Source organism: Pseudomonas sp. A0308, from assembly GCF_044218815.1.
Classification (GTDB): Bacteria; Pseudomonadota; Gammaproteobacteria; order Pseudomonadales; family Pseudomonadaceae; genus Aquipseudomonas; species Aquipseudomonas iridis.
In genome coordinates this window covers 5,339,452-5,354,267 of the sequence record NZ_CP162581.1, presented here as the reverse complement: position 1 = coordinate 5,354,267, position 14,816 = coordinate 5,339,452, and the positions used below count along the sequence as shown (strand labels likewise).

Here is a 14,816-nt window from a genome sequence, read left to right as displayed (position 1 = left end):
AACATGGCGGAGATTTGATTCAGCTTAGCAGTGCCTTGACGAGTACGACGGGAGACGCAACGTCTTGAAGCACGAGGCTTTAGATCGACGGCTCGTTGCTGATGCCATGTGGCACATGGCCGGTGGCGACCACTTCACGGGCCAGTTCGCAATGACCGGCCTGATCGTCGAAGAACACGTCGGCAGCAAACGCTTCGAGAAACGCCGATTTGGTCAGGCCACCGAGAAACAGGGATTCATCGAGGCGGATGTCCCATTCACGCAACGTGCGAATCACCCGCTCATGGGCCGGCGCCGAGCGCGCGGTGACCAGCGCCGTGCGGATCGGGCAGTCGTCGTCAGGGAACTCGCGCTGCAACAGATTGAGCGCCGCCAGAAAGCCTTTGAACGGCCCGCCACGCAATGGCTCACGCGCCGACTCTCGTTCCTTGGCCTGGAATGCTTCGAGCCCACCGGACTGATAAACCCGCTCCGACTCGTCGGAAAAAATCACGGCGTCACCGTCGAAGGCGATGCGCAATTCATCGCTGGCCGCGCGACTGGCGCCTCCGGACAAAATCGTCGCCGCCGCAAAACCGGCATCCAGCGCAGCGCGCACGTCTTCGGCATGCGTGGAGAGAAACAGGTCGCAACCAAACGCTTTGAGGTAGGGATAAGGACTGCGCCCACCGACGAACGCCGCGCGGGAAATGGCCAGACCATAATGGTGAATCGAATTGAAGACGCGCAATCCGGTGTCGGCGCTGTTGCGCGACACCAGAATCACTTCTACCCGTGCACGGCCGAGACGACTGTTCAGGTTCAGGAGTTTTTCCACCAGCGGGAACGCATCACCCGGCGCGAGGATCTCGTCTTCGTGTTCGATCTGATATTGCCGGTAGGCTTCGACGCCGCTCGACAGGTAAACCTTGTGGCTCTCGCTCAGGTCGAACAAGGCACGCGACGAAATCGCCAGCACCAGTTTGTCATCAATGTTTTTCGCCATGCCTTCCCCCACCCTGCGCAAAAAACCGACTCACGTGTTGCGTCGGTCAATAAAACTCAATGTTCGATACAACGCTTCGATGCGCGGCAGTTCACACCCTGCCGCTTTCGCCGCCGCCAGGGGCCGGGCGTAGATGGCCTCCAGTTCCAGCGGTCGCTTGTGCACAAAGTCGTGGTACATGCTCGGCCAATAGTCGGGCAGTTTCTCGGTCATCGTTAACAGGAAGTCGGCGTAACCGGGCGCCACGTCCTGGCCGCACGCCTTGGCGCCCTGCACAACCTCGGCCATCAACGCCTGGATCAGCGCGCGACTGTCAGCATCGGCCATCAGCGCCGTGGTGTCCGCGCCGAGCAGCACCGAGAGACCGTTGTAGGGAATGTTCCAGATCAGCTTCTGCCAACGCGCCTGATGCAGATTGGGCATCGCCTGAGAATCAATGCCGGCGGCACGGAACAACTCGGAACCCACTTCGACGATGGCCATGCGCGCCACATCATCAGTAGCAGGACCGCTGTGATAACCGACGTTGACTGCGCCGAGCGCCTGATGGGTGATCAGACCCGGGCCGTTGCGATGCACGCAAATCAGGCACAGACCGCCGAGCAGATGCAGGGAGTCAGGCAACAATTCACGCAGGCTGTCTTCGACGTCCAGACCGTTTTGCAGCACCAGCACTTTCGCGCCTGGCTTGGCCGCCGCAATGATCGATGGCGCCAGCCCGGCATTGCTGGTGGTCTTGGCGCCGACCAGCAGCCAGTCGCATTTTGGCATGTCTTCAGCTGCCGAATAGGCCTGCACCGGATCGAGCTTGAGCGGGCCATGTACCGCACTGTCCACCTGCAAGCCACGTTCGGCCACGGCAGAAAATTCGCTGCGCAACAGAAAGTGCACATCGAACCCCGCCCGCGCCAGCATCAACCCGTAGAACCCGCCGATCGCACCGGTGCCGATAATCCCCACCACCGGTTTGTTGATTGTCCCCATTTATGGCAACTCCTCTGCAATTCGACCCAGTGCCTGCGCCAATGCCGTGTTGAGTGCGTCAGCTGTCAGGCGCGTGTGCAATGCACCAAAGAACTCGCCGTCGCGCACTACAAACAGCGCCGGCAAATGAAAGACCTGATAACGCTCGACCAGACCGCCGTTGTTGCCCGCATCGATCCAGCACAAACGATCCACCGCCAGTGCGAATCCCGGTAACACTTCGCGGGCGAAGCGGCAACTGGCGCAGCCGACGCTGGTGAACATCACCAGCGAAACGCCGCTCATCGCCAACAGCCTTTGGTCGGCGTCGAAATCGGTCAGTTCGGATTCGACCACTATACTGGGGGAAACAATGTCAAATGGCTGACACAGGGAGTCTGTGCTCATGGGACGTTTCATTCCTCATCCGGACGAAGTGCCGGTTGAACTGACGTTGCTCACGCCCGAATGTATTTCCAGGCAACAGCTGCACACTATCAGCCTCGGCGGCATCGCTTGCAATTACCACCGTGCCTGGCGCCATGGCACGGCGCTGCAAGTACGCCTGCCGACACTCAACGCCGACATGTGTTTTCCGGGCTATGTGGCTTGGTGTCTGCGCCGCAAAAAAGGTTATCTGGTGGGCATCGCCTTCACTGACGAACAAACGCTGTTCAGTGCACGAATGGGTGAGCAGGTGTGTCAGATTGAACGCTACTGCCGCATCAACGACGCCCACGATGGCCTGCAGAATATTCAAGCGGCGGCCCTGCAATGGGTCGAACAACACGCCGACGAGTTCTCCCACGACAGCGTGAGCAAGGCTTTTACCCTGCCAGTGCTGGATTAAAGCGGCGTTTGCCCATTGTCGAGCAGCGCCTGACGCGCTAAGGTTCCGCTCCCCGACGCGCTTAAATCCGCTGTGCTCCGCCGCGCGGGGATCGCTGGCGGCCGGCACCCGTGACCTGACGAGTAAACGATGGCTGATTTACCGATCAACGACCTAAACGTCGCCTCTAACGAGACCCTGATCACACCTGATCAGCTCAAGCGTGATATCCCTCTGAGCGACGCCGCCCTGCGCACCGTCACCAAGGGCCGCGAAGTCATTCGCAACATTCTTGATGGCACCGACCACCGTCTGTTCGTAGTGATCGGCCCGTGCTCGATCCACGACATCAAGGCTGCCCACGAATACGCCGAGCGCCTGAAGGTGCTGGCCGCGGAAGTCTCCGACACCTTGTATCTGGTCATGCGCGTGTATTTCGAAAAGCCGCGGACCACCGTCGGCTGGAAAGGCCTGATCAACGATCCGTATCTGGACGACTCGTTCAAGATCCAGGACGGTCTGCACATCGGTCGTCAGTTGCTGCTGGACCTGGCTGAAAAAGGCCTGCCGACCGCGACCGAAGCCCTCGACCCGATCTCCCCGCAGTATCTGCAGGACCTGATCAGCTGGTCGGCCATCGGCGCGCGTACCACCGAGTCCCAGACTCACCGTGAAATGGCTTCCGGCCTGTCCTCGGCAGTCGGTTTCAAGAACGGCACCGATGGCGGCCTGACCGTGGCGATCAACGCCTTGCAGTCAGTCTCCAGCCCGCACCGTTTCCTGGGGATCAATCAGGAAGGTGGCGTGTCGATCGTCACCACCAAAGGCAACGCTTACGGTCACGTGGTGCTGCGTGGCGGCAATGGCAAGCCGAACTACGACTCGGTCAGCGTTGCGCTGTGCGAGCAGGCGTTGAACAAGGCGAAGATCAAGCCGAACATCATGGTCGACTGCAGCCACGCCAACTCCAACAAGGATCCGGCCCTGCAACCGCTGGTGATGGAAAACGTCGCCAACCAGATCCTCGAAGGCAACCAGTCGATCATCGGCCTGATGGTCGAGAGTCACTTGAACTGGGGCTGCCAGGCGATTCCGAAAGACCTCGCCGATCTGCAATACGGCGTGTCGATCACCGATGCCTGCATCGATTGGTCCGCTACCGAAAACACCCTGCGCAGCATGCACGCCAAGCTCAAGGATGTTCTGCCAAAACGCCAGCGCAGCTGATACGCGTTTTACAGGCATAAAAAAACGCCGGGCATTGCCCGGCGTTTTTGTGTGTGCGATTCAGATCTTTGCGGCGCGGCGCTGGTGACGCTCCATGTAACGCTCGACGTAGGAGCAGGATGGAATCACCGTGTAGCCCATTTCTTCGGCATATTGCAGCGCGCTTTCCGTCAGCGCCGCCGCGATGCCACGACCGCGCAAGGCGTTGGGCACGAACGTACGATAGATATCCAGGGTCTGTTTCCCCAGATCCATATAGGTCAGGTAGGCACGATGACCGTCCACATTGGTCTCGAACTGATGACCAGCCTGGTCATGGTGGATGGACAACGCCTCGCTCATCACTACTCCTCGCGGGTCTTGGATTTTGACCCCTACCTTACCGATGTTTTTCCGGCGAAGGAACATCTACGCCACCCCGTGCCTGATCGACACCGAGAAGAGACACACCGATCTCGTACAACCGAGCACCTGATAAATAGTAGGCACCATTGGCAAAATTGCTCAAGATACGCTCGTCATCAAGCGGGTTGACGCGGGTTGCTCCGATGGACGCAGGGACGGTTTGGGAGAAGATCTTCCCGGGCCGCTTACCTGAACATTGCCGGATGTTGAGACTTAAGACGTGCAACCTTTTTTAAAGTCACCTCAACATGGACAAAGATAAGCGAAGCAGCACGCAAAATCGGAACAAAAGTGTGGACGAATTCATCTAGAAAGACTTTAGCCAACACTGCAAAAACAACACGCCATGACGGGAACTTTTTCTGTTTGACTCGCTCAGCGCGGGGCTTGCGACTGGCTGTTTTTTAAACAGGCCAGTTAAAAGTTGCTCGAAAAAGAATCAGCGCCTACAATTTTTTTTGCTTCTTGCCTTACGTCAGTTTACTTACTACAAGTAATGGGTAGTATGTACGCCGGCTATTTCCTCAATCGGAGGAGACAGCCACTTAATTGAAAGTCCTTGAAGGGGAACACGATGAACAACGTTCTGAAATTCTCTGCTCTGGCTCTGGCCGCAGTTCTGGCTACCGGTTGCAGCAGCGCATCGAAAGAAACCGAAGCACGTCTGACCGCTACTGAAGACGCAGCTGCTCGCTCCCAGGCTCGTGCAGACGAAGCTTACCGTAAAGCTGATGAAGCTCTGGCTGCTGCTCAAAAAGCACAACAGACTGCTGACGAAGCTAACGAGCGTGCTCTGCGCATGCTGGAAAAAGCTAGCCGCAAGTAATAGTCCTTCGGGATTATTATCAAGCCGACCCATATTTTGGGTCGGCTTTTTTGTGCCGGATGCTTTTGTCCGGACAATAAAAAACCCGCCGACGCTCACGCATCGGCGGGTTCTTTGTTTGAGCTTACTGCTGCAGATCGATCGGGGCGCTGGAGACCATCGGCGCCGAAGTGCCAGGCGTACCGATTTCGGTTGGCAGGCCATCTTCGGCTGCGACTACATCGCGCACCACATCCCAATTCATGCGCAGGTTGTTGGTGATGTCTTCACGCTTGAGCATCGCGTTGATCACCGCCGTGTGCTTGTCGACCACCGACGGATTACCTTTGTCGTCGATCGGCGTGTGCGCTTCCAGATAGACCTTGCCGCCACTGCGACCGAACTTGTACGCATCATTGAGGATGCGCACCGAAGTCCCGACCGGCACCATGCCAGCCATTTCCAGCACGTTGTTGTTGAACATGCGGAAGCAACCGTGGCTGGTGCGCATGCCAATGCCGAACTTCTTGTTCGAACCGTGGATCAGGTAACCCGGCGTGCCCAAGGTGAACTTGAACGGGCCCAGCGGGTTGTCAGGACCGGCCGGCACCACGTTTGGCAGCGGATCACCATCAGCGGCGTGTTCAGCCTTGATCGACGCTGGAGGCGTCCAGGTCGGATTAGGGGTTTTGGCGGTGATGGTGGTGTGCGCGATCGGCGAACCCCAACCTTCACGCCCGATACCCAGCGGGAAGGTGTACACCACGTTCCGGCCTTTGGGGTAGTAATAGAGGCGGTATTCGGCAAGGTTGATGACGATACCTTCACGCGGGCCCGGCGGCAGAATGAAACGCGTCGGCAGAACGATCTCGGTACCGGCACCTGGCAGCCAGGCATCGACGCCCGGGTTGGCTGCGACCATTTCCGAATAGCCCAGATCGTAGGTGGTGCCCAGATCGGCGAAGGTGTCTTCGTACTTGGCTTTGATCACTTGCACCTGGCCGACGATGTCTTCACCGGGTGGTGGCAAGGGAAGCTCCAATGCAGCAACGGGACCGGCCACACACAGGGCGGCAAGTGACAGGCAGCGGGTGACGGCAGGAAAGCGCGGCAACATCCGGAAAATCCTTCGCGTGATCAACAAGGGTATAAGAGCGCGATTGTACACCGCACTTGGAATATTCGGGGAGACAGGCCGATAGACCGTGCCTGCGCTCTTTTTATCTTAGAGCTCGAAACGCAACTCGGGCCAGATCGGCGAAGTGCCGCGCTTCTGCGACTCAAGGATCGCCCGGCACAGCGAGCACAGCCGCTGGTCCTGAAAGACCCGGCGATCCACGCTCGACCAGCGCGGTTGCGCCGGCAGCAGGCTGCCGCACAAGGTGCGATCGGCCGAGCCACCGAGTTCGAGTTGACGTGTCACCAGATGCACCCGCACTTCCTGGCAGGCGAACAGATCCAGCTGCTCGTCAGGCTCGATCAGTTGATAGGCAAAAAGGGACCAGGCAGAACGCGACATCGGGGCCTCCGATTAAGGGGGCGCCACATTAGCCGAAAGCCTGCCGCTAGAAAAGCCTCAAAGCAGCGGTTTCAGCGTCGGCCAGACATTTTCCAGCAACTTGCCTTGAGCCCCGGCCGCCGGGTGCAGACCATCGGCCTGCATCAGGTCCGGATGACCGCCCACGCCGTCGAGGAAAAACGGCACCAGCGGGATTTTCTTGTCGTCGGCGAGTTTGCCGTAAACCTCGGCGAAAGCATCGGTGTAGCGCTTGCCATAGTTTGGCGGCAACTGCATGCCCAGCAGCAGCACCTTCGCGCCGCTTTGTCGCGAACTGTCGATCATCGCCGCAAGGTTTTGTTGCAATTGCGTTGGCGGCATTCCGCGCAGGCCGTCATTGCCGCCCAGTTCGAGGATGACCAGATCAGGCTTATGCTCTGCAAGCAGCGCTGGCAGCCGCGCCTGACCTCCGGCACTGGTGTCGCCGCTGATGGAGGCATTGACCACTTTATCGTCGAAACCCTCCTGTTCAAGCCGTTGCTCAAGCAACGACACCCACCCCAAACGGGTATCCAGGCCGAAACCGGCGCTGATACTATCGCCAACGATCAGGACAGTACCCGCCGCTGCGTTCTGGGCCATGCACATCAAGGCCAGGCCAGCACTCAAAAACCACACTCGCATCGGATTCTCCATGGGCGCAAGCATTCTCACCGCGAAGAACCTCAGCAAAGTGGTTTCCAGCGCGGAAGGTGAACTGACTATCCTGCACGAACTCAGCCTGGAACTGAACAAGGGCGACAGCCTGGCCATCGTTGGCGCGTCCGGTTCCGGCAAATCCACCCTCCTGGGCCTGCTCGCCGGACTCGACCTGCCCAGCAGCGGCGAAGTCACGCTGGCCGGCCAGGACCTGAGCGGTCTCGACGAAGACCAGCGCGCGCGCATTCGTGCCGAGCACGTTGGTTTCGTCTTTCAGTCATTCCAATTGCTCGACAGCCTCAATGCCCTGGAAAACGTCATGTTGCCGCTGGAGCTTGATGGCCGCAAAGACGCCCGTGAGCGCGCCACCCAATTGCTGCAACGGGTCGGCCTCGGCCAGCGCCTGACGCACTCTCCGCGCCAATTGTCCGGTGGCGAGCAACAACGTGTGGCGATTGCCCGGGCGTTTGCTGCCGAACCTGACGTGTTGTTCGCCGATGAACCCACCGGCAACCTCGATAGCCACACCGGCGAACGCATCAGCGACTTGCTGTTCGAATTGAACAAGGAACGCGGCACCACTCTGGTGCTGGTGACCCACGACGAACGCCTGGCCCATCGCTGCCGGCGTCTGATCCGTCTTGAAGCCGGGCTGTTGGTCGCCCCCCTGGAGGCTTGATGGCACGTCTGCCGCTGTTGCGTCTGTTCAGCCTCGCCATCCGCCAACTGCTGCGCGATGCCCGCGCCGGAGAATTGCGGGTATTGTTCTTCGCCCTTGTCGTGGCGGTGGCGGCGAGTACCGCCATCGGGTATTTCGGCGCTCGCCTCAACGGCGCCATGATGTTGCGTGCCACCGAGTTTCTGGGCGCAGACCTGGTGCTTGAAGGCAGCTCGCCGGCCCGTGAGGAGCAGATCAGGAGCGGCACCGAACTGCGTCTGAACCATGCGCAAGTGGTGGAGTTCTCCAGCGTCATCGCCACCGACAACGGCATTCAGTTGTCGAGCATCAAAGCGGTTGATCGCGCTTATCCATTGCGCGGCGAACTGAAAAGCGCGCCGGCGCCCTTCGCCACTGAAGAGACCGGTGGCGAACCACAACCGGGCGAAGCCTGGGTCGAGGCACGTCTGCTGACTGCGCTGGATCTGAAGATCGGCGACAGCATTGATGTCGGCTCAAAGACATTGAAGCTGACCCGGGTGCTGACCTACGAACCGGATCGCGCCGGCAACTTCTACAGCCTGACGCCGCGGGTGCTGATCAATCTCGACGATCTTGCCGCCACCGCAGTGGTGCAGCCCGGCAGTCGGGTGAGCTACCGCGAACTGTGGCGCGGCGAGCCGCAAGCGCTGGAAACCTATCGACAGTTGATCAAACCGGGGCTCGCGGCGAACCAGCGGATTCAGGATGCCCGCGACGGCAACCGACAGATTGGTGGCGCGCTGGGCAAAGCCGAACGCTATCTGAACATGGCCAGCCTGGTCGCGGTGTTGCTGGCCGGGGTGGCCGTCGCTCTGTCGGCAAATCGCTTCGCCAGCCGTCGTTTCGATGCCAGTGCGTTGCTGCGTTGCCTCGGTTTGTCACGCCGCGAAACCATGGTGTTGTTCAGCCTGCAACTGACGGTACTTGGTCTGCTCGCCAGCCTCAGCGGCGCTTTGCTTGGCTGGTTGGCACAGTTGGGTTTGTTTGCGCTGTTGCATGATCTGTTGCCGAGTGATGTGCCACCGGGCGGCCTGTTTCCGGCCATCGCCGGGATCGGCACCGGGTTGGTGGCGCTGGCAGGTTTCGCCCTGCCGCCGCTCGCCGCGCTGGGTCGCGTACCGCCATTGCGCGTGCTACGCCGCGACATGCTGCCGATCCCATCGAGTACCTGGATGGTTTACGGTGCCGCTTTGGGCGCTCTAGGTCTGATCATGTGGCGCCTGAGCCTTGATCTGCTGCTGACGTTCGCACTGCTCGGCGGTGGCGTCGTCGCTGCGCTGGTGCTGGGTGGCCTGTTGCTGCTGTTGCTGCAAAGCCTGCGGCGGATGCTCGCCCGTGCATCGTTGCCGTGGCGTCTTGGCCTCGGCCAACTGTTGCGCCATCCGCTGGCCGCAGCGGGTCAATCGCTGGCCTTCGGTTTGATTTTGTTGTCCATGGCGCTGATCGCGCTGTTGCGTGGCGAACTGCTCGACACCTGGCAAAACCAGTTGCCAAAAAACGCGCCAAACTACTTTGCCCTGAATATTTTGCCGGCGGACAAGCAGGCTTTCACCGATCACCTGATCAAGGTGTCTGCGCAAGCGGCGCCGCTGTACCCGGTCGTGCCGGGGCGGCTGATCAGCATCAACGGTGAGCCGGTGCGGCAAATCGTCAGCAAGGATTCTGCCGGCGACCGCGCGGTACAACGTGACCTCAGCCTGACCTGGGCCGCGGATATGCCCGCCGGCAACAAACTGACCGCCGGATCGTGGTGGACCGACCAGCCAACCGGTGATGTACCGGGTGTGTCAGTGGAAGGCAAAGTTGCCGAGAGCCTCAAGCTCAAGCTGGGCGACCACATGGTGTTCAGTGTTGGCGGGGTCAATCGCGAAGCGAAAGTCACCAGCCTGCGCGATATCAACTGGGACAACTTCCAGCCGAACTTCTTCATGATCTTCCAGCCCGGCACATTGAAGGATCTGGCAGCGACCTACCTGACCAGTTTCTATCTGGCCGCGGGTCACGACCAGCAGATCGTCGAACTCTCGCGCGCCTTCCCGGCAGTGACCATTCTTCAGGTCGAAGCCTTGCTTGAACAGCTGCGCAGCATCCTCGCCCAGGTCACCCTGGCGGTGGAATACGTGCTGTTGTTTGTCCTGGCGGCGGGCATGGCCGTGCTGTTTTCCGGGTTGCAAGCGACGCTGGATGAACGCATCCGACAAGGCGCGCTCCTGCGTGCATTGGGTGCGGAGCGGCAATTGCTGATCAAGGCCCGGCGCATCGAGTTCGGCCTGCTCGGCGCGGTCAGCGGTTTGCTCGCGGCGATTGGCTCGGATGTGGTGAGTCTGGTGTTGTATCGCTACGCGTTCGATCTGCCGTGGCATCCGCATCCGTGGCTGCTGGTGCTACCGCTGATTGGCGCAGTGCTGATTGGCGGCGCTGGCGTGTTCGGCACGCGCCGGGCACTCAACGCAAGTCCGCTGACAGTGTTGCGCGAGGGTTGATAGACTCAAGCGCTCGTCACCACAAGAAGTTGCCATGAGCCGTTATCGCCCTCCCCGCACCGCCGGCACCGCGCTGATCACCCCTGAAGGTGAAGCGCGGATGCGTGCCGAATTCCATGAGTTGTGGCACGTGCGCCGCCCACAAGTGACGCAATCGGTCAGTGAGGCGGCGGCTCAGGGGGATCGCTCGGAAAACGCTGAATACACCTACGGCAAGAAGATGCTGCGCGAAATCGACAGTCGTGTGCGCTTCCTCACCAAACGTCTGGAAGCACTCAAGGTTGTCAGCGAAAAACCCAGCGATCCGAACAAGGTCTACTTCGGCGCCTGGGTCACCATCGAGGACGAAGACGGCAAGCAATCGCGCTACCGCATCGTTGGCCCTGATGAACTGGATCTGAAGCTGGGCCTGATCAGCATTGATTCGCCGTTGGCCCGCGCCTTGATTGGCAAGGCGCTGGATGCCGAAGTGCGCGTGCAAACCCCGACCGGCGAACAATGCGTTTACATCGTGGCGATCGATTACCCGTAATCAGCGACGGGTAATCAGCCCCTGCCGCGCGACACGCACCAGTTGCTTGATCATTTCAGAGGCCTCTTCCTGACTCGGTGACTGAATCACCGCCAGATCGAAACTGTCACTGGCAAAACGCGTCAGCGACTCACCGTCCTCAACGAACTGGATCAGGAACGCGGCAGGACCGCCGCTGCGCCGTGGCCAGCCGTCGAGATAACGCAACAGCGTCGGCTGATGTTTACCGCCAAGGAGGATTTTTGGATTGCGCTGGGTGATATGTGCCGTGATCGGCGCGGGACGTGCTGGAGGGCGTAATGCATTCATTGGTCGTGTCTCTGCCTCAAAAGTCTGCATGGCAGGTGAGAGGCAACACCGAACCAGCGCTTTAGCGGTATTTCGAAGCCCTGTTCCGGCTTCTGACGGTGACTGATCGAGTCACCTGGCGCCCCGCAAGTAGCTGTTTAAATCGGCGCATGGGCAACATCCTAGAGAACGTGACCGATCAGTGTCAAGAATCAGCCACAACAAAAAAAGGCCCGCACAATGCGGGCCTTTTGCTTGAGCCAGAGCGGTCAACCGGCGATGGCGCGGTCCACCGATAGCTTGCCGGCGCCCTCGATCAGTACCGCGAGGCTGCCACCGAGCAAAGCCAAGGCGAACTCGTAACCGTTGTTGGCCATGAACAGACCGTTGCTGATGTGCACGGTAAAGATCGCCACCAGCGACAGGACGGTCAAACCCAAGGCTGCCGGACGGACCAGCAGGCCGATGATCAGCGCCAGGCCAGCAAAAAACTCGGTACCACCCGACAGGACGGCCATGGCGTAACCCGGCGTCAGACCCAGGCTCTCCATGTACTGTGCAGTGCCGGCAAGTCCATACCCACCGAACATTCCGAAGAGTTTTTGTGCGCCATGTGCGGCGAAAATCACCCCGACTACGATGCGCAGGATGGTCAGGCCGTAGCCAGCGCGGGTGAACAGTACCTTGTTGATCAGAGAGCTCATGCTGCGTTCCTTGTTTTGCGAAAGTGTGTGTGGGTTGGCCGCTATATTAATCAGTTATTTTCATGTTTAAAGCGCAAATATTTCGCCATAACAATCGATTTATTTGATTATTTACGTGAGACAACTTTCTGTCCACCGGGCTCCAACGACTCCCGCTCCCGATCGAACGCCAAGTAATACTTGTTCACGCTATTAACATAGCTGACGGCCCCCATTCCCACCTGCTCCATGGCAATACGCTCGACCTGAAAGAACCACTGGTTGGGATTGAGTCCACGGCGCCGGGCTTCGGCGCGCATGCCTTGCACTCGCTCGGGGCCGATGTTGTAGGCCGCCAGCGTGAACGCCATGCGTTCGCGCTCGTTAAGTTTGGGGCTGTTGAAGAACTTGCGGCGGATCAGCGCCAGGTACTTGGCCCCGGCCTGCACGTTTGCATCAAGATTCTGGATATTGTTCACGCCGACGCGCTGGGCGGCGGATGGCGTGATCTGCATCAGCCCGGTCGGGCCACTGCCGCTGCGGGCGTTGGGCTGCAGCGCCGATTCCTTGAACGCCAGCGCTGCCAGGTTCAACCAATCCATATTTTGTGCAGCAGCATGTTTTTGCAGGGTCGGGCGCAGTTTTTCCAGACGCTGACGGTCGGCCTTGGCCAATGGATAGTGAACCTGATAGAGCCGGCGATAAATGCGCAGAAACGCCGCGTCTTCGTTCGCCGGTTTCTTGTAACCGCTGATGAAGCGGTCGACGCTGGCCCGCAACATCGACGCATCACGGCGCACGAACCAGTTTTCCTCACCCGGCTCACTGATCACCAGTTGTCGATCAACACGCAGCTTGGGCAGGATCTTGCCCCAGCGCTCGGCAATCGGCAGTTCAACGACGGTCAGTTGAAAAATGCCGCCCTGAACCATCTCCAGTACATCCTCGACGGCCAGCGTCGGATCGACCCATTCGATCTTGATCGGCGCGAGTTTGTGCAACGCCAGTTTTTGATTGAGCTGACTGATCGCCTCCCCTGCTGCGCTGCCGGTGGGCAACGCCAGGGTTTTACCGGCGAGTTGCTCGACCTTGGTGTAGCGCCGCTGGCCTTTGATGCCCACCAGCACCAACGGCACGTTGCTGGCGATCGGTTCACTGCTGGCCACCGCATAACCCGGTTGCAGTTCGAGCAATTCCCCGGGCGCCACCAGGTCACCTTCCCCACGCTGCAACGCGCCGAGCAGTTGATCCTTGGCTTTGGGAATGATCTTGAGGGTAATTTCCTGGCCATCCCGGGAGTGGCCATTGAGGTATTGCTCGAAGGCACGCAGGCGATGGTATTCGACGCCGATGGCCTGGCCCTGGACTTCACCGGAACTGTTACGGCTCTGGTTGACCAGCACCCGCAACACGCGGCTGCTGCGAATCTCCGAAAGATCGCGGACTTTAGCGGCGGGCACGGCTTGTAGCGGCCCGGGCAGACGCGCAACCGCCGTCATTGGCAGTAGCAACGATGCACACAACAGCAGCAAAACCGAGGGACGAATCATCCACTCTCCGGAAAGGATACGGGGCGAAATCACCGCGCAACGGTTGAAATCACCGACGAAAACAGAGCGCCTGGAGCGCTGGCAACGTGCGAGAGACTGGCACAGTGATGGCATTACTGCCAACCCAAGCTGTTTCGCGGCATCAAAAGACAGCGATAACTCTTTGTAGTTCTTGGCTTTTCTTATGAATCTACAGCTCTGGTATGCTTTCCGGCCTTCGGCCCGAGGTAGCAACCATGCAACTCATCGATATCGGCGTCAACCTGACCAACCCAAGTTTCGCCGACAAACACCAGGCCGTACTCGACCGCGCCTATGCCGCCGGGGTCTGCCAACTGGTGCTGACCGGCACCAGCATCGAGGGGAGCGAGCAGGCTCTGGAACTCTGCCAGCAGCTGGATGAAAGCGGTCAACGACTGTTCGCCACCGCCGGGATTCACCCGCATTCGGCCAGTGACTGGAACGCTGACAGCGCCCGACGCCTGCGCAGTTTGCTGAAGGAATCCAATGTGGTCGCGGTGGGTGAATGCGGGCTGGATTTCAACCGCGATTTCTCGCCGCGCCCGCAGCAGGAAAAAGTCCTCGAAGAGCATCTGGCACTGGCCGTTGAACTGCAATTGCCGGTGTTCTTGCACGAGCGCGATGCCAGTCAGCGCCTGCTGGAGATTCTCAAGGATTTCCGCGATCAACTGCCCGCCGCCGTGGTGCATTGCTTCACCGGCGAACAAAAGGCGTTATTCAGCTATCTCGACCTGGATCTGCACATCGGCATTACCGGCTGGATCTGTGACGAGCGCCGAGGCACGCATCTGCATCCGCTGGTCAAGGAGATCAAGCGCGGGCGGCTGATGCTCGAGAGTGACGCGCCGTATTTGCTGCCACGCACCCTGCGACCGAAACCGAAGAACGGACGCAATGAGCCGGCGTATCTGACTGAGGTGTTGCGTGAGGTGGCCTTGCATCGGGGTGAGACCGAGGAAGATCTGGCGGCGCACACGACCGCTTGCAGCCGGGTATTTTTTGGTCTCCCTGAATTGGCCTGAACATCAAAAGATCGCAGCCTTCGGCAGCTCCTACATGGACGGCATTCCCTTGTAGGAGCTGCCGGAGGCTGCGATCTTTTTCTTTCACCACCGGATCTGTTGACCCACATCAAATAGGCTCCCCTG

At 59.6% G+C, this 14,816-nt stretch carries 17 protein-coding genes; 7 read left to right on the top strand and 10 right to left on the bottom strand.

The annotated features are described in order from the left end of the window. Positions 1–79: 79 nt before the first annotated feature. The 3 genes from AB4P92_RS24835 to AB4P92_RS24825 are packed head-to-tail and all read right to left on the bottom strand — an operon-like array spanning position 80 to position 2,356. A complete protein-coding gene (locus AB4P92_RS24835) occupies positions 80–985 on the bottom strand; it encodes a 5'-nucleotidase (RefSeq protein ID WP_042560275.1) in 906 nt (301 codons plus the stop codon). A gap of 30 nt (positions 986–1,015) precedes the next feature. Beyond that, positions 1,016–1,969 (bottom strand): putative 2-dehydropantoate 2-reductase, encoded by a 954-nt coding sequence (locus tag AB4P92_RS24830; protein WP_395598311.1) that lies wholly within the window; start codon positions 1,967–1,969, stop codon positions 1,016–1,018. After that, on the bottom strand, positions 1,970–2,356 hold the full coding sequence (locus AB4P92_RS24825) for a thioredoxin family protein (protein WP_395598310.1): 387 nt from the start codon (positions 2,354–2,356) through the stop codon (positions 1,970–1,972). On the opposite strand from AB4P92_RS24825, the gene AB4P92_RS24820 reads away from it, so the two are divergent. Together AB4P92_RS24820 and AB4P92_RS24815 are read left to right on the top strand one after the other, a co-directional pair. Next, positions 2,355–2,798: a PilZ domain-containing protein gene (locus AB4P92_RS24820; protein WP_200616728.1), complete on the top strand. Its 444-nt coding sequence runs from the start codon at positions 2,355–2,357 to the stop codon at positions 2,796–2,798. The two genes, AB4P92_RS24825 and AB4P92_RS24820, sit on opposite strands and share 2 nt — an antisense overlap. Before the next feature lie 129 nt (positions 2,799–2,927). Next, the gene (locus AB4P92_RS24815) at positions 2,928–4,004 is read left to right on the top strand and encodes a 3-deoxy-7-phosphoheptulonate synthase (RefSeq protein ID WP_042560279.1); all 1,077 of its coding nucleotides are present in this window, start codon (positions 2,928–2,930) and stop codon (positions 4,002–4,004) included. A gap of 60 nt (positions 4,005–4,064) precedes the next feature. Here the strand turns inward: AB4P92_RS24815 and AB4P92_RS24810 are convergent, their stop codons facing one another. Further along, the gene (locus AB4P92_RS24810) at positions 4,065–4,346 is read right to left on the bottom strand and encodes a GNAT family N-acetyltransferase (protein WP_003226804.1); all 282 of its coding nucleotides are present in this window, start codon (positions 4,344–4,346) and stop codon (positions 4,065–4,067) included. Between the two features lie 637 nt (positions 4,347–4,983). On the opposite strand from AB4P92_RS24810, the gene oprI reads away from it, so the two are divergent. After that, positions 4,984–5,235, top strand: a complete 252-nt coding sequence (oprI, locus tag AB4P92_RS24805) for an outer membrane lipoprotei OprI (RefSeq protein ID WP_003183784.1) — start codon at positions 4,984–4,986, stop codon at positions 5,233–5,235. A 124-nt stretch (positions 5,236–5,359) separates the two neighbouring features. On the opposite strand, the gene AB4P92_RS24800 is transcribed toward oprI, so the two are convergent. The 3 genes from AB4P92_RS24800 to AB4P92_RS24790 form a co-directional block, all read right to left on the bottom strand. Further along, positions 5,360–6,331 carry a L,D-transpeptidase family protein gene (locus AB4P92_RS24800; RefSeq protein ID WP_042560280.1) on the bottom strand — a complete coding sequence of 324 codons (972 nt, stop codon included), beginning with the start codon at positions 6,329–6,331 and terminating at the stop codon, positions 5,360–5,362. 108 nt (positions 6,332–6,439) lie between these two features. After that, entirely contained in the window at positions 6,440–6,733 is a 294-nt protein-coding gene (locus AB4P92_RS24795) for a hypothetical protein (protein WP_007908575.1), read from the bottom strand. 57 nt (positions 6,734–6,790) lie between these two features. Further along, a complete protein-coding gene (locus AB4P92_RS24790) occupies positions 6,791–7,396 on the bottom strand; it encodes an arylesterase (protein WP_042560281.1) in 606 nt (201 codons plus the stop codon). A 10-nt stretch (positions 7,397–7,406) separates the two neighbouring features. Here AB4P92_RS24790 and AB4P92_RS24785 point away from each other — a divergent pair, with 10 nt between their 5' ends. Genes AB4P92_RS24785 through greB form a run of 3 tightly spaced genes read left to right on the top strand, consistent with a single transcriptional unit; the run spans position 7,407 to position 11,126 of the window. Beyond that, on the top strand, positions 7,407–8,090 hold the full coding sequence (locus AB4P92_RS24785; RefSeq protein ID WP_395598309.1) for an ABC transporter ATP-binding protein: 684 nt from the start codon (positions 7,407–7,409) through the stop codon (positions 8,088–8,090). Then, positions 8,090–10,594 carry an ABC transporter permease gene (locus AB4P92_RS24780; protein WP_395598308.1) on the top strand — a complete coding sequence of 835 codons (2,505 nt, stop codon included), beginning with the start codon at positions 8,090–8,092 and terminating at the stop codon, positions 10,592–10,594. The genes AB4P92_RS24785 and AB4P92_RS24780 overlap by 1 nt, the downstream gene beginning before the upstream one ends. Before the next feature lie 34 nt (positions 10,595–10,628). Then, complete coding sequence (gene greB / locus AB4P92_RS24775; protein WP_025113125.1) at positions 10,629–11,126, top strand: transcription elongation factor GreB; 498 nt, start codon at positions 10,629–10,631, stop codon at positions 11,124–11,126. Here the strand turns inward: greB and AB4P92_RS24770 are convergent, their stop codons facing one another. The 3 genes from AB4P92_RS24770 to AB4P92_RS24760 all read right to left on the bottom strand — a co-directional run bounded on the left by AB4P92_RS24770 (position 11,127) and on the right by AB4P92_RS24760 (position 13,647). Next, positions 11,127–11,435, bottom strand: coding sequence for a hypothetical protein (locus AB4P92_RS24770; protein WP_042560318.1), 309 nt, complete (start codon positions 11,433–11,435; stop codon positions 11,127–11,129). It abuts the gene before it with no gap. 248 nt (positions 11,436–11,683) lie between these two features. After that, positions 11,684–12,118, bottom strand: a complete 435-nt coding sequence (locus AB4P92_RS24765; protein WP_047302390.1) for a DoxX family protein — start codon at positions 12,116–12,118, stop codon at positions 11,684–11,686. A 107-nt stretch (positions 12,119–12,225) separates the two neighbouring features. Continuing rightward, a complete protein-coding gene (locus tag AB4P92_RS24760; RefSeq protein WP_047302392.1) occupies positions 12,226–13,647 on the bottom strand; it encodes a transglycosylase SLT domain-containing protein in 1,422 nt (473 codons plus the stop codon). Between the two features lie 236 nt (positions 13,648–13,883). Between AB4P92_RS24760 and AB4P92_RS24755 the strand changes: the two genes are divergently transcribed. Then, positions 13,884–14,690, top strand: coding sequence for a TatD family hydrolase (locus tag AB4P92_RS24755; RefSeq protein ID WP_261736392.1), 807 nt, complete (start codon positions 13,884–13,886; stop codon positions 14,688–14,690). The last annotated feature ends 126 nt before the right edge of the window (positions 14,691–14,816 follow it).

Bases quoted from the DNA above. Each gene is read 5' to 3' on its own strand.
- AB4P92_RS24770 (WP_042560318.1), bottom strand. From the start codon at position 11,435: ATGAATGCATTACGCCCTCCAGCACGTCCCGCGCCGATCACGGCACAT.
- AB4P92_RS24820 (WP_200616728.1), top strand. From the start codon at position 2,355: ATGGGACGTTTCATTCCTCATCCGGACGAAGTGCCGGTTGAACTGACG.
- AB4P92_RS24830 (WP_395598311.1), bottom strand. From the start codon at position 1,969: ATGGGGACAATCAACAAACCGGTGGTGGGGATTATCGGCACCGGTGCG.
- AB4P92_RS24800 (WP_042560280.1), bottom strand. From the start codon at position 6,331: ATGTTGCCGCGCTTTCCTGCCGTCACCCGCTGCCTGTCACTTGCCGCC.
- AB4P92_RS24785 (WP_395598309.1), top strand. From the start codon at position 7,407: ATGGGCGCAAGCATTCTCACCGCGAAGAACCTCAGCAAAGTGGTTTCC.
- AB4P92_RS24815 (WP_042560279.1), top strand. From the start codon at position 2,928: ATGGCTGATTTACCGATCAACGACCTAAACGTCGCCTCTAACGAGACC.
- oprI (WP_003183784.1), top strand. From the start codon at position 4,984: ATGAACAACGTTCTGAAATTCTCTGCTCTGGCTCTGGCCGCAGTTCTG.
- AB4P92_RS24810 (WP_003226804.1), bottom strand. From the start codon at position 4,346: ATGAGCGAGGCGTTGTCCATCCACCATGACCAGGCTGGTCATCAGTTC.
- AB4P92_RS24795 (WP_007908575.1), bottom strand. From the start codon at position 6,733: ATGTCGCGTTCTGCCTGGTCCCTTTTTGCCTATCAACTGATCGAGCCT.
- AB4P92_RS24835 (WP_042560275.1), bottom strand. From the start codon at position 985: ATGGCGAAAAACATTGATGACAAACTGGTGCTGGCGATTTCGTCGCGT.
- AB4P92_RS24755 (WP_261736392.1), top strand. From the start codon at position 13,884: ATGCAACTCATCGATATCGGCGTCAACCTGACCAACCCAAGTTTCGCC.
- AB4P92_RS24780 (WP_395598308.1), top strand. From the start codon at position 8,090: ATGGCACGTCTGCCGCTGTTGCGTCTGTTCAGCCTCGCCATCCGCCAA.
- AB4P92_RS24790 (WP_042560281.1), bottom strand. From the start codon at position 7,396: ATGCGAGTGTGGTTTTTGAGTGCTGGCCTGGCCTTGATGTGCATGGCC.
- AB4P92_RS24765 (WP_047302390.1), bottom strand. From the start codon at position 12,118: ATGAGCTCTCTGATCAACAAGGTACTGTTCACCCGCGCTGGCTACGGC.
- AB4P92_RS24760 (WP_047302392.1), bottom strand. From the start codon at position 13,647: ATGATTCGTCCCTCGGTTTTGCTGCTGTTGTGTGCATCGTTGCTACTG.
- greB (WP_025113125.1), top strand. From the start codon at position 10,629: ATGAGCCGTTATCGCCCTCCCCGCACCGCCGGCACCGCGCTGATCACC.
- AB4P92_RS24825 (WP_395598310.1), bottom strand. From the start codon at position 2,356: ATGAGCACAGACTCCCTGTGTCAGCCATTTGACATTGTTTCCCCCAGT.